Origin of the sequence: Paenibacillus sp. GXUN7292, from assembly GCF_050864975.1 — a bacterium.
In the GTDB taxonomy this organism is placed as follows: domain Bacteria; phylum Bacillota; class Bacilli; order Paenibacillales; family Paenibacillaceae; genus Pristimantibacillus.
The window spans coordinates 12,038-32,483 of sequence record NZ_JBOZWO010000044.1 but is presented as its reverse complement, the minus strand read 5'-3'; the positions used below and the strand labels follow the sequence as shown (position 1 = coordinate 32,483).

General features: G+C 45.5%; 18 protein-coding genes. 5 read left to right on the top strand and 13 right to left on the bottom strand.

Going from position 1 to position 20,446, the window contains the following annotated elements; all coding sequences use genetic code 11:
• Positions 1 to 52: 52 nt before the first annotated feature.
• The 4 genes from ACRRU2_RS24515 to ACRRU2_RS24500 form a co-directional block, all read right to left on the bottom strand.
• Entirely contained in the window at positions 53 to 1,363 is a 1,311-nt protein-coding gene (locus ACRRU2_RS24515) for an extracellular solute-binding protein (RefSeq protein WP_432505737.1), read from the bottom strand.
• A gap of 136 nt (positions 1,364 to 1,499) precedes the next feature.
• The gene (locus tag ACRRU2_RS24510; RefSeq protein ID WP_432505735.1) at positions 1,500 to 2,288 is read right to left on the bottom strand and encodes a response regulator transcription factor; all 789 of its coding nucleotides are present in this window, start codon (positions 2,286 to 2,288) and stop codon (positions 1,500 to 1,502) included.
• The gene (locus ACRRU2_RS24505; RefSeq protein ID WP_432505733.1) at positions 2,285 to 4,039 is read right to left on the bottom strand and encodes a cache domain-containing sensor histidine kinase; all 1,755 of its coding nucleotides are present in this window, start codon (positions 4,037 to 4,039) and stop codon (positions 2,285 to 2,287) included. The genes ACRRU2_RS24510 and ACRRU2_RS24505 overlap by 4 nt, the downstream gene beginning before the upstream one ends.
• Positions 4,040 to 4,841: 802 nt before the next feature.
• Complete coding sequence (locus ACRRU2_RS24500; RefSeq protein WP_331701261.1) at positions 4,842 to 5,300, bottom strand: OsmC family protein; 459 nt, start codon at positions 5,298 to 5,300, stop codon at positions 4,842 to 4,844.
• Positions 5,301 to 5,516: 216 nt separating this feature from the next.
• On the opposite strand from ACRRU2_RS24500, the gene ACRRU2_RS24495 reads away from it, so the two are divergent.
• Complete coding sequence (locus tag ACRRU2_RS24495) at positions 5,517 to 6,134, top strand: NUDIX hydrolase (protein WP_432505730.1); 618 nt, start codon at positions 5,517 to 5,519, stop codon at positions 6,132 to 6,134.
• Positions 6,135 to 6,153: 19 nt separating this feature from the next.
• Here ACRRU2_RS24495 and ACRRU2_RS24490 read toward each other — a convergent pair whose 3' ends face one another.
• Together ACRRU2_RS24490 and ACRRU2_RS24485 are read right to left on the bottom strand one after the other, a co-directional pair.
• Positions 6,154 to 6,507, bottom strand: coding sequence for an ArsR/SmtB family transcription factor (locus ACRRU2_RS24490; RefSeq protein ID WP_432505728.1), 354 nt, complete (start codon positions 6,505 to 6,507; stop codon positions 6,154 to 6,156).
• Complete coding sequence (locus ACRRU2_RS24485) at positions 6,507 to 6,938, bottom strand: SRPBCC family protein (RefSeq protein ID WP_432505726.1); 432 nt, start codon at positions 6,936 to 6,938, stop codon at positions 6,507 to 6,509. Before ACRRU2_RS24485 ends, ACRRU2_RS24490 begins: the two co-directional genes overlap by 1 nt.
• Positions 6,939 to 7,910: 972 nt before the next feature.
• On the opposite strand from ACRRU2_RS24485, the gene ACRRU2_RS24480 reads away from it, so the two are divergent.
• Positions 7,911 to 8,834, top strand: coding sequence for a DMT family transporter (locus ACRRU2_RS24480; protein ID WP_432505724.1), 924 nt, complete (start codon positions 7,911 to 7,913; stop codon positions 8,832 to 8,834).
• Between the two features lie 119 nt (positions 8,835 to 8,953).
• On the opposite strand, the gene ACRRU2_RS24475 is transcribed toward ACRRU2_RS24480, so the two are convergent.
• Positions 8,954 to 9,778, bottom strand: a complete 825-nt coding sequence (locus tag ACRRU2_RS24475; RefSeq protein ID WP_432505722.1) for a sugar phosphate isomerase/epimerase family protein — start codon at positions 9,776 to 9,778, stop codon at positions 8,954 to 8,956.
• Positions 9,779 to 9,911: 133 nt separating this feature from the next.
• On the opposite strand from ACRRU2_RS24475, the gene ACRRU2_RS24470 reads away from it, so the two are divergent.
• The 3 genes from ACRRU2_RS24470 to ACRRU2_RS24460 all read left to right on the top strand — a co-directional run bounded on the left by ACRRU2_RS24470 (position 9,912) and on the right by ACRRU2_RS24460 (position 13,344).
• Entirely contained in the window at positions 9,912 to 12,077 is a 2,166-nt protein-coding gene (locus ACRRU2_RS24470; protein WP_432505720.1) for an ABC transporter transmembrane domain-containing protein, read from the top strand.
• 32 nt (positions 12,078 to 12,109) lie between these two features.
• Entirely contained in the window at positions 12,110 to 12,619 is a 510-nt protein-coding gene (locus ACRRU2_RS24465; RefSeq protein ID WP_432505718.1) for a hypothetical protein, read from the top strand.
• A gap of 209 nt (positions 12,620 to 12,828) precedes the next feature.
• Positions 12,829 to 13,344: a hypothetical protein gene (locus tag ACRRU2_RS24460; RefSeq protein WP_432505716.1), complete on the top strand. Its 516-nt coding sequence runs from the start codon at positions 12,829 to 12,831 to the stop codon at positions 13,342 to 13,344.
• A 304-nt stretch (positions 13,345 to 13,648) separates the two neighbouring features.
• Here ACRRU2_RS24460 and ACRRU2_RS24455 read toward each other — a convergent pair whose 3' ends face one another.
• From ACRRU2_RS24455 to ACRRU2_RS24430, 6 genes are all read right to left on the bottom strand, one after another.
• A complete protein-coding gene (locus ACRRU2_RS24455) occupies positions 13,649 to 14,008 on the bottom strand; it encodes a Rieske (2Fe-2S) protein (RefSeq protein ID WP_331701270.1) in 360 nt (119 codons plus the stop codon).
• 24 nt (positions 14,009 to 14,032) lie between these two features.
• The gene (locus ACRRU2_RS24450; RefSeq protein WP_432505714.1) at positions 14,033 to 15,088 is read right to left on the bottom strand and encodes an amidohydrolase family protein; all 1,056 of its coding nucleotides are present in this window, start codon (positions 15,086 to 15,088) and stop codon (positions 14,033 to 14,035) included.
• 27 nt (positions 15,089 to 15,115) lie between these two features.
• Positions 15,116 to 16,663: an extracellular solute-binding protein gene (locus ACRRU2_RS24445; RefSeq protein WP_331701272.1), complete on the bottom strand. Its 1,548-nt coding sequence runs from the start codon at positions 16,661 to 16,663 to the stop codon at positions 15,116 to 15,118.
• A 102-nt stretch (positions 16,664 to 16,765) separates the two neighbouring features.
• A complete protein-coding gene (locus ACRRU2_RS24440) occupies positions 16,766 to 18,181 on the bottom strand; it encodes an RNA-guided endonuclease InsQ/TnpB family protein (RefSeq protein ID WP_432505712.1) in 1,416 nt (471 codons plus the stop codon).
• Positions 18,182 to 18,592: 411 nt separating this feature from the next.
• The gene (locus tag ACRRU2_RS24435) at positions 18,593 to 19,453 is read right to left on the bottom strand and encodes a carbohydrate ABC transporter permease (protein WP_331701273.1); all 861 of its coding nucleotides are present in this window, start codon (positions 19,451 to 19,453) and stop codon (positions 18,593 to 18,595) included.
• A 12-nt stretch (positions 19,454 to 19,465) separates the two neighbouring features.
• Positions 19,466 to 20,386, bottom strand: coding sequence for an ABC transporter permease (locus ACRRU2_RS24430; protein WP_331701274.1), 921 nt, complete (start codon positions 20,384 to 20,386; stop codon positions 19,466 to 19,468).
• Between the last annotated feature and the right edge of the window lie 60 nt (positions 20,387 to 20,446).

Sequence of the window (20,446 nt, the reverse complement as noted above, 5' to 3'; positions counted from 1 at the left end):
AGCGTATAGATAAGGCTCCATCATGCACCGTTTGATTCGGGCGCGCTAAAGTTTAGTTTCCTTTTTTAATCGCTGTATCATGATTTGTCGAGAATGCTTCCGGTGCAACTTCTTTGCCGAACAGCGCTTGAATGTTGTTCAAATGGGTTTCTGCTGCATTAGCTTTCATTTGAACGTCGGCAAACAAGGTAATGCTGCTGGCTTGATTCATCTCATTGAACAAATCAATATATAGCTGAGGCAGCTCTAGAGTAGAAGTGTCCACTTTCGTTGCAGGAATGACACCTGCACCTGTAACAGCCTGCTCTCCCCATTTTTTAACGAAGTATTCTACAAACGTTTTTGCTTCATCTTTTACTTTGGAGTTTTCACCTACGAACAAGCCAACTCCCGGTCCGCCCACCCAGCTATTGATATCGCCTTTTCCGCCTTCAACCGTAGGGAATTTAAAAAATCCAACGCTATCGCGGAATTCTTTTGGAATATCTTCATTGGTTGTAAAGTTAGGAAGCTCCCAAGTTCCCATCATAAACATGGCGGCTTTGCCGTTTAGAAACTCGGACTTCGCTTCTTCATTGGACAAGCCATTAAAGCCTTTCACGAATGCCTTGCTGTCAACAAGTGTTTGAATATCTCCAGCTGCCTTGACAAGACCTTCATCCATAAAGGAGCCCGCGCCGCTAATCGCATCTGCCAATGCTTTTTGGCCTGCAATACGGTCAGCCATATACATATACCACAACGATCCTGTCCAGCGGTCTTTGTTGCCTAGCGTGATAGGTGCAACGCCATTATCGGACAGCGTTTTCACAATCGCTTGAAACTGCTCATAGGTTTGAGGAACTTCAAGATTGTATTTAGCAAAAATTTCTTTGTTATAGTAAATAGGCGCGATATTGAACTCAAGCGGTAATGCATAAGTTTTACCGTCGATCGCGTAAGCTTCGGTTGTGCCTGCAACGAATTTGCCGTTAAGCTCTCCGCTTAGCAAGTCGTCAACCGGCGAGAACAAATTGCCCTCTACATATGGCTGCAAAAATCCAGCTGCCCAAGTTACCCCTACATCCGGAAGCTCGTTGGATGAAGAAAGCACTTTTAATTTATTTTTGTACTGCTCGTTATCAAGCACTTCCTGTTTGATCTTAATGTTCGTATGTTCAGCTTCAAAATCTTTTATAATTTGATTTACAATTTTGTTTTGTCCTGCGGATACACCCTCAGGCCATAAGTGCATAAACTTAACCGTCACCGTGTTGTTATCTGCTTTTCCGCCATTTTCACTGGATTTGCTGCCGCATGCGGATACTACAAGAGCCAGGCATAAAGCAAGCGCTAACGTCACCATTGTCTTTTTTTTGAACACGTTTACAACCCCATTTCATTTGAAGTTAAGAAGCATTGCACTGCATATTTACAGTTTATCAATATGCCCGGCATGCCATAAGGTAATAGGGATTGGGTATAATTCCACTAATTTTGGTTTCGCTTTCATTTACAGCTTATTCGATGCTGGCGGAGGAATCCTTATTGCTTTGGCGATATTGTGAAGGACTCAAATTCTCATGCGAGCGGAATACCTTGACGAAATACTTCGCTGTCTGATAGCCGACCTGTCCGGCAATATCCGCAATGGATAACTGTGTATTGGTCAGCAGCTCCTTCGCTCTTTGAATGCGTCGCCTGGTTAAATAATCACTGAAGGTCAATCCTGTCTGCTCTTTAAATAAAACACTGAAGTAACTTGCGTTTGTATGAATATGCTCGGCTACCTCCCGCATTGTGATGGCTTCGCCAAGATGGCTGTCCACAAATTGCAGCGCTTCGCGCACCTGCGCGCTGTACGTCTTTTCCTCCTGAACAGTCTCCATTAGTTTGACATCTACTAGCTTCTCCATACGCACAATCCGGTTCATTTCCTGCTCGCGCTGCAATCCCTTCTCTACGGCTTCTACTAGCTTGACCTTGTCGAGCGGCTTTAATAAATATTCGACAACGCCAAATTGCAGCGCCCTCTGTGCATAATCAAATTCTGGATGGCCGGATATAATAATAACGACTGGAGGATGAGCAAGGCTGCCAAGCTTCTCCACCAATTCCAGTCCGCCGATTTCAGGCATTCTTATATCTGTTATGAGCAAATTGGCTTGATTGGAGTCCAGCCATTCCAGCGCCTCTACCCCGCTTTCCGCAAGCACGATATTATATTTGCCCGCTGACCAGGCCTCTAATGTTTTGCGAACCCCTTCTCTTGTACGCGGCTCGTCATCTACAACTAAAATGGTTTTCATTGCTCCCGTTCCCCCAAACGATTTATTGGAATTTCAAATGATACGGTCGTGCCTTCACCCGACTTGCTTGCTATAACTAAACCTGCAGTTTCTGCTGGAAAGCTTAGCTGCAGCCGTTTCTGCACATTGGCTATGCCGATTCCGTTTTCTCCCCTTGTTTTGCTAGCACCCTTCACGATTTCATCCAGCTGCTTAAGCTGCTCGTCCGACATGCCCGGACCGTCATCCTTGACTGCAATATAAATAAACCCTCCCCTAGCCGATCGTCGGACCGTAAGTCTTACTATGCCCTGACCACGTCTTTTCTCAACGCCATGCAATATCGCATTTTCAACGAGCGGCTGAATAAGCAGCTTCGGAATCGCTGTTTGCCGACATGCTGCATCCACATCAATATGCCACGTTAAGCGGTCGAGCATTCTCATTTTCATAATTTTCAAATAGCGCTCTGCATGATCCAGCTCATCCCCGATCGTAACCCATTCTTCCTCATCTGTCCGATTAATGACGTAGCGGAATATACCGGACATCGCGACTACAATTTCAGCCAGCTCCTCCTCGCCCTTCTCATCCAGCGACCAATAAAACGCTTCTAGCGTATTGAATAAAAAGTGAGGATTAATTTGCGCCTGCAGCGCTTTGAGCTCGGTTCGGCTTTGTGTAATTTCCTTCTCGTACACCACTTCAATCAGCTCGTTCAAATGAACAACTAATTGATTATACGTATTATTAAGCTCGTTAATTTCCATCGTCTGCGTAGTAACGGTGCTTGGCTGCAGCGTCCCCATTTTAGAGCTTCTCATCGCCCTGATCAAATTCAATATTGGCCTTGTAATCATCGTTGATAAAATAAAGGTCATAATTAAAAACAGCAAGCCTCCAATCAAGCCCGCAACGATGATGGCCGTTCGCAGTACAGAAATGCCTTCCACTGCATAATCCGAAGGTGTCAAAATAACGAGTGTCCAGCCCGTTGTAGCCGCTTCCTGGCGTATAGGTATATACGTTTTGCCTTCGACTTGAATCGTTTGCTGCTCCTGATCGAACATTTCAGCTGCATCAACCTTAGCTACAAAATCTGAAGCAATCATATGCCCGCCGCTGTCGAACAACGCCATCAGCTCTCTCGTTCCGCTCTCACCGGCTTTCGCATCAATAAACTCAAAATAGCTTTTGTCTATGCGCACCGTTAAATACCCGCCATGAGAAAAAGAACGATCCATCAGCCTTATGCTTCTGGCTGCTATAACCACATCCGAATTGTAAGGATCGATTCCGAACCATACAAGCCGACCTTTTTCCCGTTCAACTTGTTCCATCCATTCTTGCGGCATCCGGCTCGTCAAAGGAATTGTATCGAGCGGAAGCAGGCCCTGATAATCCCGTGTATATAAATCAATGGAGCGAATGCCTGTTGCAAACGCCTCGAATTTGCGAACCTCCTGCTGCAGAGCTTGGCGCTGCTGAAAGGTGGTTTGCATACCGTCCATGGACTGAGAAAGCAGCCACTGGGTGGAAGCATTCGTCGCGATTTGAGCCATTAAAGTGTCCATTTGCTTCAGCAGCGCATCGAGCTTGCCGGTAGCCTGGACAGCCGTTTGCTGAATATGCTTTTCCGCATTGCTGCGCAGCACGGCAGATACCTGATCAAAAATGACAACGCCAACCGTAGCAAGGACGATAAACATAACCGTTAAAAATCCTAAAAAAATCTGATTGCGCAATGTGTTCAGTTTTCCCAGCTTGAGCATATGATCCCCCCTTTTGCTGTGCAGAGTCACATTTATAGGTTATTGGATAGCTTTGTTCAATTAGCTATACTATACACAATTCATTTAAAAAAAAGAAAGCACCGCTATCCGCGATGCGAATATCGATGCTTCCAAACTAAGAATCTGCGACCTTAGTAAGCTCGAAGAAAAATGAAATCTGAATGCATTGAAAAACGCTAACGGAACTGAGGAGACTGTCGATTCATTGCGGGCAACTATTGATAAGCAATGAGAAAGGGGAAACGGAGAGCAAGAATGGGAATGGAGAAGCGGCAGCGTCCGCCTTTGTAGGCTGATTTTTTCCTTTACAGGGGTTATTTATTCATAAAAATCAGACTACAACAGCGGTCGGAATCCCAATCTTGATCGCAGTGATACCCCTTTCTATTGCTTGTTGCAACTATCCACAATGAATCGACAGTCTCCTAAGACACGCTATTGTACGGAAATCAGCTTATTCTAAAATCTAAAGGAACTGAGAAACCTTATTTACTCAAATTCACTACTTGAACGGGGAAAAGATTACCTATAGCGCTCCACAGTTCCGTTACAGTTTTAAAACACCTTTTTATTGCTAAATAGAGCCTCTCAGTTCCGTTACAATTCTAAACAGAAGGCATTACAACTTATGCTCGGTTATTTATCTACATTTAACTACTACAACGAATCGACGGCTTACCGCTTTAGGTCGCAAAAATAAAAAGATCGTCTCGCTTAACAATAAGTAAAAATCGGAGACCTTGATCAACAAGGAGCTCCGATATAAGTATAAAATATATTATTATTTCAATAAAGGACGTTCAATTTCAATACGGTCAAGCTTCAAGTTAACGGCGTTGGCAATCGTATCGCCTACCGGGCATTTGCTTTCCAGGAAGGCTACAAACTCTTCTACCTTATCCTGCGGCGAATCCGTCTTGATACGGAACACATAACGGATATCGGAGTAGCCAGGGCGAACCTCGCTGCGATTGAAGAAGCCGTCCAAATCAAGATCACCTTCAACATCTACTTGGAAATCTTCAAGATTAACGCCGAACTTTGGCGCATATACGCGGGCAACGATAGATTGGCAGGCGCCTAGAGAAGCAAGCAGCACCTCTACAGGATTCATTCCTGTATCCGTTCCTCCCAATGATTTTGGCTCATCAATAATTAATTCAAATTGACGTGCCTTTGTAACAACACGAACTCCCTCTTGCAAATGCGCTGTCGCTTTAAACGTTTGAACTGCTGCCATTTAAACCACTCCTATCCGTTTTTCAATCATATATTATTGTCTATATACCTAAATGAGAATGACCATAATTCGCACTATATTATAATTCAAAGCTTTCCACTTGAATTAGTTAGTATTATATCATCGCCTATTTTAACTGTCAAACAATTTTATTTCCTAAGCACTACCATTTTGAATTACAATTATTGGGGATGCACGAATAATAGGAGGGATCGAATGGAACATAAATGGCTGGAGTGGAGCAAGCAATTGCAGGCAATTGCTCAAAGCGGATTAACCTACTGCAAAGATCCGTATGACAAAGAGAGATATGAACAGCTGCGCGATATTAGCGTTGACATACTTGCCAGCTATACAGGAATAAGCCACGAAAAAATTAAACTTACTTTCGCAAGTGATACAGGATACGCTACTCCAAAGGTTGATGTAAGAGCTGTTATTTTTCATAAGGATCAAATCCTGCTCGTACGCGAAAAATCCGACAATGCATGGGCATTGCCGGGCGGCTGGGCTGATATCGGCTACTCTCCTGCCGAGGTGGCGATGAAGGAGGTTCAGGAAGAAGCCGGCTTACTGGTCGAGCCAATAAAGCTGCTTGCTGTTCTGGATAAAAAATGCCATCAACACCCGCCTGATCCGTTCCATGTCTATAAAATATTTATTCACTGCGCCATAATAGGCGGCGAGCTGACTGGCGGGCTGGAAACAAGCGAGGTCGCATTTTTCTCCGAGCATAGCTTGCCCGAGCTTTCTCAATCGCGCAACACAAAGTCGCAGATTATTTCAATGTTTGAATATCTAAAGGACCCCAATAAAGCAGTTTTATTTGATTGATCAAGGAGGTAAAAAGCAGCTACTCCGTATGGCGCTCGCTGCTTTCCTGCTGCTCGTCATTTTCCACATAATGGCGCAGCATATTCATCTTGTTCTCCCAGAATCGTTCGTAGTAGGAGAGCCAGCGCTTCAGCTCAAGCAGCGGCTCATGGCTTGTCTTATACCTTGTTTCCCGGCCGAACTTTGTTTCCTGAAGCAACCCGGCATCTGTTAATATGCGCAAGTGCTTGGATACAGCTGTCCGAGTCATAGAGAAATGGCCGCTTATCGTATTGACGGCCATCTCTTGCTCAGAGAGCATTTGAATTAATTTACGTCTTGTAGGATCGGCAATCGCTTGAAAAACATCAGGCTTTTTGGAGGGAGCGTTCATTACTGCCCTTCCTCCACCATGCCGCCGAGCTTTTTCATTAGACCTATCCAGCCCTGGCTCATATTGCCGCGAATTTGCGTATGCGATTGGCCAAACTCTGTCACCTTCGCTTCATCCCATCCACCGTGAATAAGGATGCACTCCGTTTCCTGCTCATTGACTGCCCGCAGCTCAAATGTAAGTGTCCAATCCTTGCCCCAATGGAATGAAAGACGATGCGGCGGCTCGACTTCAGTTACCGTACATGGCGAATGGCCGAACGGACCTGCATCAAGATGAAAGCTGTGGCCGACAATCGGCTTGAAGTCATTTGGCATAAACCATGCCGCAAGGCCTTCTGCAGTTGCTACAGCTGACCAAACCTTTTGAATTGGCGCGCGAAATACATTTATTTGACGAATTTCATGAAAATTGCTTTGATCGTTGCTCATAATTGCCCTCCGATGTTAGTTAGATTGTTAGTTCGACTAAAACCTTCCGAAATAATGAAACCAAAAGGTTTCATTTTCCCATTATATTACATCTACTGCCATGGAGTCAATTCTGTAAAGGCAGAATCTGCGCTCCCGTTCCAATCTTGCTCTTCGCCGTACTTTCTTCACCAAAGTGTGCATCTCCCAGCACGGTACCGCGAAGAATCGGCAACATCAACACTGTAACGGTTGTGGGAAGCGCTATTTCGCGAAAAAAGAGGGTTTTGAAATTTTAACGGTTGCGAAAGGCGCTATATATGAACTTTTGCCCTATTTATGACGGGATTTAGGCAAATAAGGCCTCTTATAACCGTCAGAATTAAAAATGAGCAAATTTCCACACTTTAGCGCTACCTGCAACCGTTAGCTTTTGAAAAAATAAATGGTGAAGGATACTCTGATGATGGAGACTCATGGTTACTGCCGAGGTATATCAGAGCAATTTAGCATAAGAAGGCACAACTGTCTGTAGATCGTTTGGTCGCAGAACTGGACCTTCTGAATAAGTATTTACCATTTATTTTAGGTAATATTAAAACTTTTGGTAATGATTAAACGTCATAATAATAAAGTACCTTCTTTTCACATCCCGTTAATCCTATGGAACTCACTAATATAATAATTAAAATCTCATTTCAATTTCTCCCTTTAATTTGCACTTTTCAATAAACAAAATTCGCATTTCCTAATGCTTCCTCTCTGAGTAACAATACACAATATATCTATATAGACGTGTATTGGAAAAAATAGTTATTCCGCATCTGATACCCAGCCCTCTCGTTCACCATGGCTAAATTTTGCTTAAGAAAAAATTTGTACACTTCTTTTCAGGTCCGCGCATAATTATCCCATTGCTCATTATTGGAATTGATGTATAATCATCTCTAGTGTTCTAGCAGATACATAATTTGAGTGATGGAGAGAGCAGAAATGAATAAAGCGTGGCTAAGCTATTGTGGACTTATTTTAGTTGCGGTTTCGTGGGGCGTTAATTTTGGAGTATCGCGCCTGGCGATGGAATCCTTCCATCCGATCGTATTCACCTTGCTGCGGTTCGGTCTTGCCGTTCCTTTTTTCTTTATTTTGTTAAAATGGAAGGAAGGGAGCATCGGCATACCTTGGCGGCTTGTGCCAAAAATCGCGCTTGTCGGCTTGCTGGGCGTAACCGCGCTTGAAATTATCGTTATGTATGCAATCAAGTTTACAACGCTTGCCAATGCTTCGCTGCTTAACGTGGCGCCATGGCCCATCTTTGCGGCCTTGTTGTCTCCCCTATTTATAAAAGAAGCAATTACGCCAAAGCTTATTATTGGCGGAGCTATTTGTCTATTCGGAGTCAGCTTTGTCATACTAGGCGGCGAGGAGGGCTTCAGTCTATCTTCTGACCTTATGATCGGGAATGCGATGGCATTATCCATTAGTATAATAGGACCGCTGTTCAACTTAAGCTCCATGTCGCTTATGCGACAATTTTCTGCTCTAAGAGTAAGCACTTGGACGATCTTCTTCGGCGCGATCTTTATTGTTCCATTTACAATAGGCAGATGGGGTGAAACGGAATGGGGCCGGCTGCAATTTGAACAGTACGGCATCATTTTCTACAATGTGCTGATTTGTACCGTTCTGGCCTTCATTGTCTGGAATGCTTCGATGTACAGAGTAGGCGCGACGCGCTCTAACTTTTTCCGCTATGCCGTTCCTGCCAGCGCCGTTATTACAGGGTATTTTATGTTCGATGAAAGCATCGCCATGATGCAAATTGCTGGCGCAGCGCTTATGGCTGTAGGATTGATATGGATAACGATTGACCGTAAAAAGGAACGCGTTACACCGACCTTGTCCAAAAACGTATAGTTTCTCGATAAATGCAAGGACGCTGCCCAAGATCCGCTGAAAAAAACATTGTTGCGAATTATAAAAGCCTGCATATAAGCCGATGTATCGGTTTAAAATGCAGGCTTTTTCAATTAAACTTATACAACTTGTCCGCTGCGCAATGCACGCATAAAGCTTACATATTGCGGGAAGACAATCTCAGGCTCAGCCAGGTCTGGCAGCCATTTTTTCTCCCATTCCAGCGCGTAATAGCCATCATAACCGTTTTGTGTGAGCAGCCGATAGATTTGTTCAAGAGGAACATCCCCTTCTCCCGTCAAGCAATAACGGAAGCCTAACGTTGTATCCGGCGCTGGCAAGGAGTCCTTCACATGTGCATATTCAATCCACTTGCCAAGCACTTCCCATGTGCGCTGAGGATCCTCTTGCACCATACGGTATGGGTGATGCACATCCCATAGAATACCGACCTGCTGCGGATTGACCTGCTCCATAATTTTGACGAGCTCATCGCATGAAATCCAGGCGTCATGCGTTTCAATAAGCAGCTTTACGCCATGAGGGCTTGCAATATCAGCCATTTGCTGAAGCTGACGGACTGCAATTTGCACCGCTTGCTCACGATCCATTTCGAATCGGCCGCCAAATACACGAATATACTTCGCTCCAAAATACTCACATAGCTTTGCATATTCTTCAACTTCCTTGCAATTTTTATCAAAATTTTGCTCCGATACTAGCTGGACAGAGCTGGAAAAGCATGAGACCGCAAGGCCTGCCGCCGATATTTTCTGCTTCGTCTGCTCTAAATTCGTTGTAAATTCAGGCAGCTTGAACACATCTAGCTCGTCGCCAAGTCCGCGAAAATCAATCGCATCGAACCCATACTGTGCTGCACGTTCAATAATTTCGTCTATCGTCCATTTCGGACAGCCTAGCGTTGTAAAGGATAGCTTCATCATGTTCACTCCTTTTAAAACAATTATTTCGACATAATGATGGCATTTCCTCCAAAGAAATGAAGGAGTACAATTGTTAAAAACTTATAATTCTTATATATTAAAAAATAATAGATAGATTAGGAGGTCGGCAAGCGTGAAATCCGGGAAGTTAATTAGCAGCTCTGTAAAAAAGCATAAATGGCTGTCCATTCTATTTGTTATCAGTGTTTTCATCGAGATAGGATATGCCTCTTTTTCAACGCTAAGCTTGAAATATATTGTCGACGACGCCTTTACCGATAAAGACTGGCAAGTATTTATATTTATACTGTCCCTGCTTCTAATTGGCGGCTTACTCAGCATTGCCGCTGGCGCCTTCGGTGATTATTCCATCGGAAAAGTAAGCGGCATCGCTATCCGAAATTTGCGAGAACGCTTATTCCAGCATATTCAAAAGCAAACAGCTCCCTTCTTCTCCCGATTTCGAGTAGGCGATCTCGTATCCCGCTTCTCAAGCGATATGGATGCAATAGATCGCGTTATAAGTACGACCAGCCCTTTTCTCATAAAAGAAGCATTAGCACTAGTCCTTGGGCTTGGCCTCTTGCTTTCGCTTGAATGGCGGCTGACGCTTGTCATGCTGCTTGGGTCATCGCTCATGTTTATCGGCCCGAAGCTGCTGCAAGGAAAAGCAGAACAGGCCTCCGAGAGCTACAAGCAATCGGAAGAACAGTTTTCCAACACCATTGATGAAATGATCAAAGGCCACTCCACTATTAAAAACTTAAATTTAGGAGCGTCCTTTCAGCAGCAGGCTGAGGGCCAGATCAGCGGCATTTACCGCTCCGGCCTTAGACTTCACCTTATACATACCTGGATGACCAGACTGCCGCTTATTTCGCTGCTGCTGCTTAACGGCATTATGATCGGCTTTGGCGGCTACCTCATCTTTCAAGATGCATTAACGATTGGAAGCTTTATGGCCTTTTTCACTTTATTTATGAGCGTTGGCCAATCTGCAACAAATCTTAGCGTGCTTCTTCCCGAAATGATAGATTCCGCCGTCAGCTTCAAACGTGTCAATGAGCTGTTGGAGCAGGACACGAAGCTGCCTCAATCGGCTCATCCCATTAAGCTTGAGCCTGTGCTGCCGCAAGTTCACCTGCAGCAGGTTTCCTTTGGCTATGAAAGCAATGCTGCGCTGCTGAAGCAAATCGAGCTTACGATTGCGCCTGGCAGCTATATTGCTTTCGTCGGTCCCAGCGGCTCCGGAAAAAGCACCGCCTTGAAGCTGCTTGCCCGCTTCTATGATCCGATACAGGGCTCGATCACTTTCAACGGCGTCGATTTGCGTGAAGCAGAGGATGCCTCCTTGCGCGAGATGATGACGATGGTTACGCAGGACACCTTCCTGTTCAACACGACAATAGCAGAAAACCTGCAAATCGCTGCTGCTGACAATAGTCAAGAAGCGCTGGTGGACGCTGCGTCACAAGCACAAATTCACTCTACGATTGCGAACTGGCCTATGGGTTATAATACCGTCATCCAGCATGATGGCGCATCGCTGTCCGGCGGCGAACGCCAGCGTCTAGCGATTGCCAGAGCGCTTCTGCGCAAGCCCAAGCTGCTGCTGCTGGATGAAGTGACCGCTGCGCTTGACCCGATTAATGAAAGTGAAATCAACCAGATGATTGCTTCGCTTAAAGGCAAGCATACGATCGTTTCCGTCACCCATCGCCTGGCCTCTACCAGAGATGCTGATTATATTTATGTATTCCAAGATGGGCATATCGCCGAGCAAGGAAGCTTTGCGGATTTGATTGACGGGCAGGGATTATTTCATTCTCTATGGGAAAAGCAGCATGGCTTCAAGCTTTCCGAGGATGGACAGCTGGCTGCGGTAGAAGCGGAGCGGCTTGCTATGCTGCCATTCTTTGCAGGCATTGAGCTGCCAGCTCTGCAGCAGCTGTCCTCCCTTTTTACAACTGTAACCTGCCAGCCTGATGAAGTAGTGATTCGCGAAGGCGAACAGGGCAATACCTTTTATTTAATTGCGCATGGCCGCTTTGAAATTTTAAAGCAGCAAGCCGATCTATCCAATAAACGAGTTGCAATGCTGCAGGATGGCGATTACTTCGGTGAAATTGCCCTAATCCGCAATATCCCGCGCACAGCCACAGTCAAATCTATAGGCCATGGCATATTATTGGCAATTAGAAGAGAATCCTTCGGGCGATTAGTAGAGCAGCACCCGCAATTGCTGGATTCACTGGAGCATACCCTGCTGCAGAGGATGAAAGAAGCAACTACACAATAAGGCTCTGAATTAGTTTAACAGGGAGGCAGGCAATGTTTATTTCAATTTGTAATGACGATCACAATCTGGCAAAGGCTGCATTGTTTATAATAGAGCATAAGCATATGATTCATCCCGCCTATACGACGACAGATATGGTGGCCCTAATATACGGTTACGTTACAAATGGGCATATCATCACAGTAAAGGACGGAAACGGCGATATTATTGGCGTCACCGCCTTTTTCATCGGCACGGAGGATGAACAATTTTGCAATAAGCAAATTGCCTATGTAGACATCGCAGTATGCAAAAAAGAATATAAGCTGAGCCGAATGTTTATGCGCGGCCTGAGCTTCTTGATCCACATATTGGCTAAAGAGTATCCAACAGTAGAACAGGTGCAATTTGCCGCACTTATTGACAATGAGTATTTATGCAAGCTTTACAGCAAACTTACTACAAGTCATTTCGACCGCCCGGGGACGATTGGAGAAGAGCGCGTTTTTTCAGCACCTATTTCTCATTTTCAATCTTTTCTTGCAAAATTCTCTTTGTTATAATGTTTCTACCAGTAGTAACTGTCAAGGATAAACGGCTTTGGACAGGCGCGTTTACCGATGAAATATGAGACAGTATAAAACTTTTATATTGAAAAGGAGGAAACAAATATGGTACCTCAACCACCATCGTTGAAAGGAACAAAGAGTGGAGTTAAAATTGAAAAAATTGTAATGGCAAACGATGCTTTGCGCGTTGTTAAGCCATAATTATGCCATTCATTATTCATCCTGCCAGATTTGAAAAGAATCATGATGCTTATTTACGCTTCTTATTGCAGCATCATGACAAGCTGGGCCTGCCATATCCTTTCGGCATGAAGCTGAGCCTAATCAGCAGCCCGCTCATCCTTGGCCAAGTATTGCTGGTCTTCGAGGAAGATCCCTATGAGCTGGTTGGCGCCTTCGGCATTGTCCATGGCACGAGCGAACAGGAATATGCTGACCCCCAAATATGCCAGATTGAGGTCTGTTATTTGGCAGCAGCCAGCCGTAAAACCCGGCTATTTTCAAAATGTTTATCCTCGCTTATTGATCTGATTCAAAACAAACACCCAGATACGACCACCCTTTCGTTTTGGATTTCGCAAGAGCAATATGAAAATGATCGTTTAATCGCCAAATGCCGGAATTGGTCCGGTGCGACAGAACGTTTTGGCAACGGCGTCGTGCAAATCAGACTGCCTTTTGATTCTGTCTCAAGCTATATTAGCCGCCTGAACAATTGATCATGAATTGATCATGCTAAGCGGCTAGCGCAGCAATAAAAAGCACGCATTCCCCCTATTAGGCGCTGCGTGCTTTTTATTATTTTACCGGCCGCGAGATGGTCACACATTCCGCTATTTGCCTTAAAGCAGCCATTTTTTCATTTTCGCGGACACACATTCCTCTATTCGGCTCTCAATAGTGCTTTTTCTGCGATTTATGGACCAATAACGGAACGCCTGTCACTTTGCCACCTCAAAACTGCGATTTGGGACGTAATAACGGAACGACTGACCAACTGGGAAATTCCCAGCATCCCGCGTATTAATTCTTACCGGTCACAATGCCTATTTTCCCGTCCTCTACAACCACGTCATACTTTTTCACTCTTGTCTTGTCGCTAAACAAGGATTTGCCGGTACGAAGGTCGAATTCCCAGCCATGCCATGGGCATCGTATAATTTCTCCTGTTCTTCCATAGTCATATTCGTATACGCCCGAGGGCAGGTTCGTACCCGTGACATGCCCGGAGCACATCGGCGCTCCCTGGTGAGGACAGTAATTCAAAATAGCTGCATAGCCATCCTCAAGCCGATACACGCCAATCTGCTTTCCTTCGACTTCAATAACGGCATGCCCGCCCCTTGGAATGTCACCTTCCTTTAGCACATAATGCACCGCCATAGCCATCCTCCTTCTACCTGCGCATTATGACAGTTTATATAGCTGCTTTGCGTTTTCGTAAAAGATCTTTTTGCGAGCCTCCGGACTAAGCTTCCGCAATATTTGAGTAGGCGAGTCAAAATCCCAATGCGGATAATCACTCGAATACAACAGCATATTTTCGGCATCGATCATATTGAACAAATCGACTAAATGCTGCGGATTGTCAGGCTCTTCAATCGGCTGGGTCGATAAATAACAATGCTCTCGAATATACTGGCTCGGCAGTTTTTTCAGCCATGGCACCGTTGCGCGCAGCGCCTTGTAGTTTTTATCAAGCCGCCACATCAGGGCAGGCAGCCAGGCTACTCCCCCTTCTACCAGCACCACTTTAAGATTCGGAAATTTAACGAATACTCCTTCGCATACCATACTGACCAAGTGCACCATAAACATTTGTGACAAACAAGTATGCCATTCTATATAACGCGAGGGATAGCCTGCAGCGGTAGGAGCAGTCGAGCTGCCGCCGCCTTCTGCTCCTGGATGAATCGCTAACGGCAAGCCGTTGCGCTGTGCCGCTTCATAAATCGGATGGTAATGACGCTGCCCCAGCGGCGAGCGCGCCGCGCTTGAAATCATCACCTCAACAATATCGGGATGACCGCCAATCCGGTCAATTTCGCGCGCCGCGAGCAGCGGGTCCTGCGTCGCCACAACCATGGCGCCTTTGAACGCCTTGTGCTTGCCCAGCCACTCCGCTATTAAATAATCGTTGTAGGCTGAGCAGATGGCAGCCGCATAGTCGGGGTCGTGTGTGCTGGATATGTTGTACACGACGCCGGTAAGCACAGCATAGTCCAGGTTATACCCTTCAATTAACTGCTTGATCATAAAATCAGCGTCCGAGCCTGCTTTGCCTCCTCCAGGCGGGATCGAGTCCTTCTTCATGACGCCGATAGGCGAGTAATAGCCGGAACCGGCGTAGCCGATGCCCGAAGACGCTACGCGGGAGCGCCACGGCTCGGGCAAGTAAGGAATCAGCGCGGCGTCATCCTGTTCATTATGGACATCGACATCAATGATTTTGAAATCGTCCATGCTGTTATATCCTCCGCTTTTTTTTATTTATTTTCCGCCGTAAGTTCTCGTGTAAGCTTCGTTGTACATATTCAGCAAATCATCAGAACCGAGCTTTTTCGCCTGGTCGATGAATTGATTATAGTTCTCGTCATTAATTGGTGTTTTGCCTGTAACGAACTCGGTTATTTTTTGCTCCAAAAACTTGTTAAGGTTGTTAAGCTTCGATTTTTCCAGCTCCAGCTCTTCTTCTGTTTTTACAATTTGCTTAGGAGAAGGAATAATATATTGTTCGTAGCTGGCATTAATCTCCTTGCTCTTATCGCTCAGCCCGCGCTCCCACACCTCTCTGGATATCGCATTGTCAAGCGTAACCATATCGTACCAAACGCCCCAATCCTTACGCAGAATCGCAAACGGCGATGTGCCGAATTCAGGATTGTACACTGGCTTGCCATCCTCCAACGTATAGGTCTTGCCTTCAATCCCTAGTGATAAATAGTTCCGCCCTTCCTCGCTCAACAGGTAATCGAGAAACTGAACGGCCCGCTCCTTATCCTTTACCTTGGCGGAAATGGCTCTTCCCGTCGTTCCTACGATCGGTCTGGAGAACTGATAGTTTTTAATGCCGTCAGCCGCGAAGAGCGGCGTAGCATCCAAATCATATTCGCTGATGCCAGCATTGCGGGCCTTGGAGATAAGCATCTCCATATCCGCTTTCCAGAAGTAAGTTACAAGCGACTTGCCCGTCAATATCCGCTCTTCCCACTGCGCCTGCGTCAGCAAGGAGAACTCAGGATCAAGCAGCTTTTCGGCATACAGCTTATTCAAAAACACAAGCATATCTTTATAGCCGGCATGGTAAGGCGCAAATTCATAACGGTCAGATGTTGGATCAATATTATAGAAGCCATGAATGCCTGTAAAAATTCTGCCGAAGGTCGTATACAAGCCGGTATCGCCCACTATAGCGTTAGATATCAACGGATAAGTGCCCGGTTCTTTTTCCTTTAATGCCTTTAAATAGTTATAAAATTCATCTACAGTAGTCGGCGGCTGCAGATTGTACTTATCAATTAAATCCTTTCTGCCATACCATATAAAATTGAAGCCCTTTCCTTCCGCATCGCCCTCGAGCTGAGGCACCGTATACAGCCCGCCATCCGAGCCTGTCGCAAGCGCTTTTGCCTCTGGATATTTATCATAGAAGGCTTTCAGATTTGGCGCTTTGTCCAAATATTTTTCTAAATTTAAAAATACCTTATCAGGCCCATGCTCCCTGCCATCCTGTGTAGGAACATGTATAAAATCTGTCGTGGAATTCGTCGCCATCATAATTTGCCGCTTCTCTTCCAGCCCTTCCTGGCTGACAATCTGGAATTGAATTTTCACGCCTGTTTTCTTCTCGATTTCTTTGAAAATCTCCCAATCATCCCGCACTTTCCCTTCAACCCTGTCATAGACGAGCCACGAGAAAGTGACTGGTTTGTCAGGACTTAACTTGCCATCGCCGCCCTTTGTGCCAGAGCAAGCCGTCAGGACCAAAGAGACAAGCATAATCGCAGCTAAAGCTGTAGTGAACCAGGATCGCTTCATAGCCTAACCTCCCTCTTCATTTGAACTTCATATGAATATTCCCATCACTTATCTACGCTATCGCTCCGATTAAAGTGAGGGTTTCTGATGTATCTTCCTAAGCTATCTCAGGTTGCTTAACATCAGTGGAGTTGACACGTTGATGGTCTGGTTACCATCCAACCCCTCTATCCCATTCGTTCCTTTGGCGGAGACGTTTGGGAATACTTTTCGCATAATATTGGCTGCACCGTTCACATCGGCATGAATCAAGCCTTGCGCGCTCTTATACAGCCCGCGGCACATCCGTTTGCCCGAGAAGCTCCATGTTCCCTCTTCGTCATATCCCGGCAACGGGTCTTGATCCAAAAAGCTGGCTTTTGACGTATAGGCTTCTTCGGTCAGGATGACCGTCAATCCCTGTTCAGCCGCCTTATATTGGATCATGTGGATGAGCATCTGATGGGGAATATGACAGAAGGCTTGATTATTGCGCCGTCCCATCCTAGCTGCTTGTTTCCAGCCATCGTTATGCCCAATGACAATAGTACCTACCTGCTCTTCTACAGCGAATTGGACGATATGATAACTCGCTTTATGAAAGTAGTCCTTGATTCGGCGATAGCGCTTCAGATGCAGCCGTTCCAAGCGTCTGGATGTATGTCTACCTTCTCGCGGCTGCTTACCGTGACGAAGAATACCGGTATAATACGCTTTCATTTTGTTGAAATATTGATTGATCGCTTTCACCCTCTTGCCCTTCACCACCACCGGCTTGGTTCCAGTTGTCGTGACGATGGTTGCAAGATTGTCGACACCAAGATCAATCGCGAGCACATATTCTGATGTGACTTCCTTTTGTTCGACCCGATGCTCAAAGACCATTTCGACTACGTATTGTCCATGGCTTGGGACAACACGCACTTGCTTCAGTTTGCCGCCCGTGCAACCCAGCTTGCCGATGTTCAATTGCTGCTTGGTTCCGGGAAGTTTGAGAAACTTCTGTTTTTTGATGACACAATCCTGATTGGAGAACACCACCTCCTTCATCTTTCTTCGAGCGTATCCTGGAATACGAGGCTTCCCGCTATACTTCTCCGGGCGCTTACGATAGTCCTTGACACTTGCAAAGAAGGCTTTCCAATTGTTGAAGACGACCTTCATCATTCCCTGACTGCTCTGCGCCGGAAGGGATCGATAATCAGCTTGATCCATCACTTTGAACAAAGCATCCAAAAAGTTATAATCAATAAAGGGATTCTCTGACGTTGGCAGCTCGAACGGATAGGAATGATTCTTTTCACTCCGCCGTTCATTCATGACGTCAATATGCGCTGTCAATGTATCCAACACTTGCTGCTGCAACGGTTGCAGGGAATCTTTCCGCCCAAAAGCGGTAAATATCTGTCGGATGTAAAAGTTAGTCGTATTATATAAGTTCTTAGCATTCTGACATGCTTGATCAAAGTAGGGAAACAAACGATGGCCCGGCTTGATCCACACCTGCAAGGTTCTGTACTTGAACGTTAAATCTGGCATGACTTCCCCCCCTTTCGCAATACAATACGAGAACATGCGTTCTCACATAAATTATATCGCTAATGAGTTTGGAAGGGAAGAATTTCTTGTGGGAAGATTCAGGAAGCCACCAATTCACCTCGTCACTTGTAGAAGTGGGATTCCTCTCGGCGAGCAATGATAGATCAAGTTGATTCATAACTATTTAACTAATGTCGATTTATTGTAGAGAAGGATAGAAAGGGTGAGCGGAGAGCGAGATTGGAACTGGAGAAGCGGCAGCGTCCGCCTTTGTAGGCCAATTTTAACCTTTAAGGGTTTATATAATACAAAAAATCGGCGTACAACAGCGGTCGGAAGTCCAAACTTGATCGCAGCGTCTTTCCTTTTCTTTTGCTTCACGAATCGTAGTCCACAACAAATCGACACTTACTACCCCTTGATCCCGCCAATCATCGTTCCCTGCACAAAATATTTTTGAACGAACGGATACATGCATAGAATAGGCAGCGTTCCGATAATAATCATGGCGTATTTCAGTGTCTCCAGATGAGTCATATCCCCTTCACCCTGCACATTCTGTCCGGCTATTAAAATATTGCGCAGCATAATTTGCAGAGGATACATATCGCGATCGCTTAAATAGATAAGAGCGTTAAAAAATGCATTCCATTGATTGACGACTGTAAATAAGCTGATCGTTGCAAATACAGGCAAGGACAGCGGCACAACGATACGCATCAGTATTTGCATCGGGCCGCAGCCGTCTATCGCTGCCGCATCCTCCAGCTCGGCTGGCAGCGCCTCGAAAAACGTTCGCATAATAAACAAATGCCAGGTGCTGATCAGCGTAGGCAGCACAATCGCCCATATTGTATTCAGCATGCCTAGTTTTTGCACGACTAGAAAGGTTGGAATCATCCCGCCGCTGAACAGCAATGTAAAAGCAGCCAGCATCAATATTAGTCTGCGGCCGGGCAGCCAGCGCTTCGCCAGCGGATAAGCCATAGCAGAGGTTGCCGCAAGCGTAAACACCATATGAACGAACGCATAACGAATCGTATTCCAGTAGCTGATCCACAGCTCCGATCTTTTAACAAGCTGCTCATAGGCAATCCATGTAATATCCTTCGGAAAAAGAAGTACAGCACCGCTGGCAACAAGGGCGTTATTGCTGATGGAGGCAGAGAATACGTAAACCAGCGGATACATCATGACGACTACCAGCACCAGCATGAACAAAATATTGCCAACATCAAACAGCCGCGAGGCGAATGTTTCCTGCTTTCTCATCTCACACCTCCATTACCATAGGCTTGTTTCCGAATATTTGCGTACAATCCGATTGGCAGTTACGACCAAAATAAACCCAATTGCCGACTGGAATAGTCCTACCGCTGTCGCAAAGCTGAAATCAGCATCCAAAATACCGCGTCTATACACAAAAGTATTAATAACGTCAGAAGTCTCATAGTTCATCGTGTTGTACAGAAGCAATATTTTTTCAAAGCTCGCCTCCATAAAATTGCCCAGTGTAAGCACGAACAAAATGATCATGACTGGCATCATACCGACAAAGGTAATATGCCGCATCTGCTGAAACCGGTTAGCGCCATCCATCTTCGCCGCTTCATACAGCTGCGGGTCGATGCCGGCTATTGCAGCCAAATAAAGAATCGTTCCCCAACCGACCTTCTGCCATATTTCCGAGCCTACATACAGCGTCCGGAACCATTCGGGCAAACCGAGAAACATAATCGGTTCGATGCCGAACCATTGTACGAGCAAATGATTGATAACGCCTGTTGTGGGGGATAGAAAAGTGACCATAATACCGGCAATAACAACAGTAGAAAGAAAATGGGGCAAGTAGCTGATGTTTTGCACAAAACGCCTAAACCATTTCCCTCTTAGTTCATGGAATAAAATGGCTAGAATAATCGGCGCAGGGAAATGAAAGATCAAATCGTACACGTTTAACATGATGGTATTGCGTATAAGCTTCCACGCATCTGGCGTTACATAGAAAAACTCAATATAATGCTTTAGGCCAATAAACCTGCTGCCCAAAATGCCGCGGCCTACGGAATAATCCTGAAAAGCGATAATGATGCCATACATCGGAACATATTTAAAAATGATGTAATACAAAATACCGGGCAGCATGAGCAAATATAGCGTCCTGTGCTTTTTCAGCACGTAACCCATTCGTCCCAGGCGCGTCATTCCTTTTCACCTCCGCCGTGTAAGCCCTTACAAATTTGTTGTAGCTCAAACTATATATGG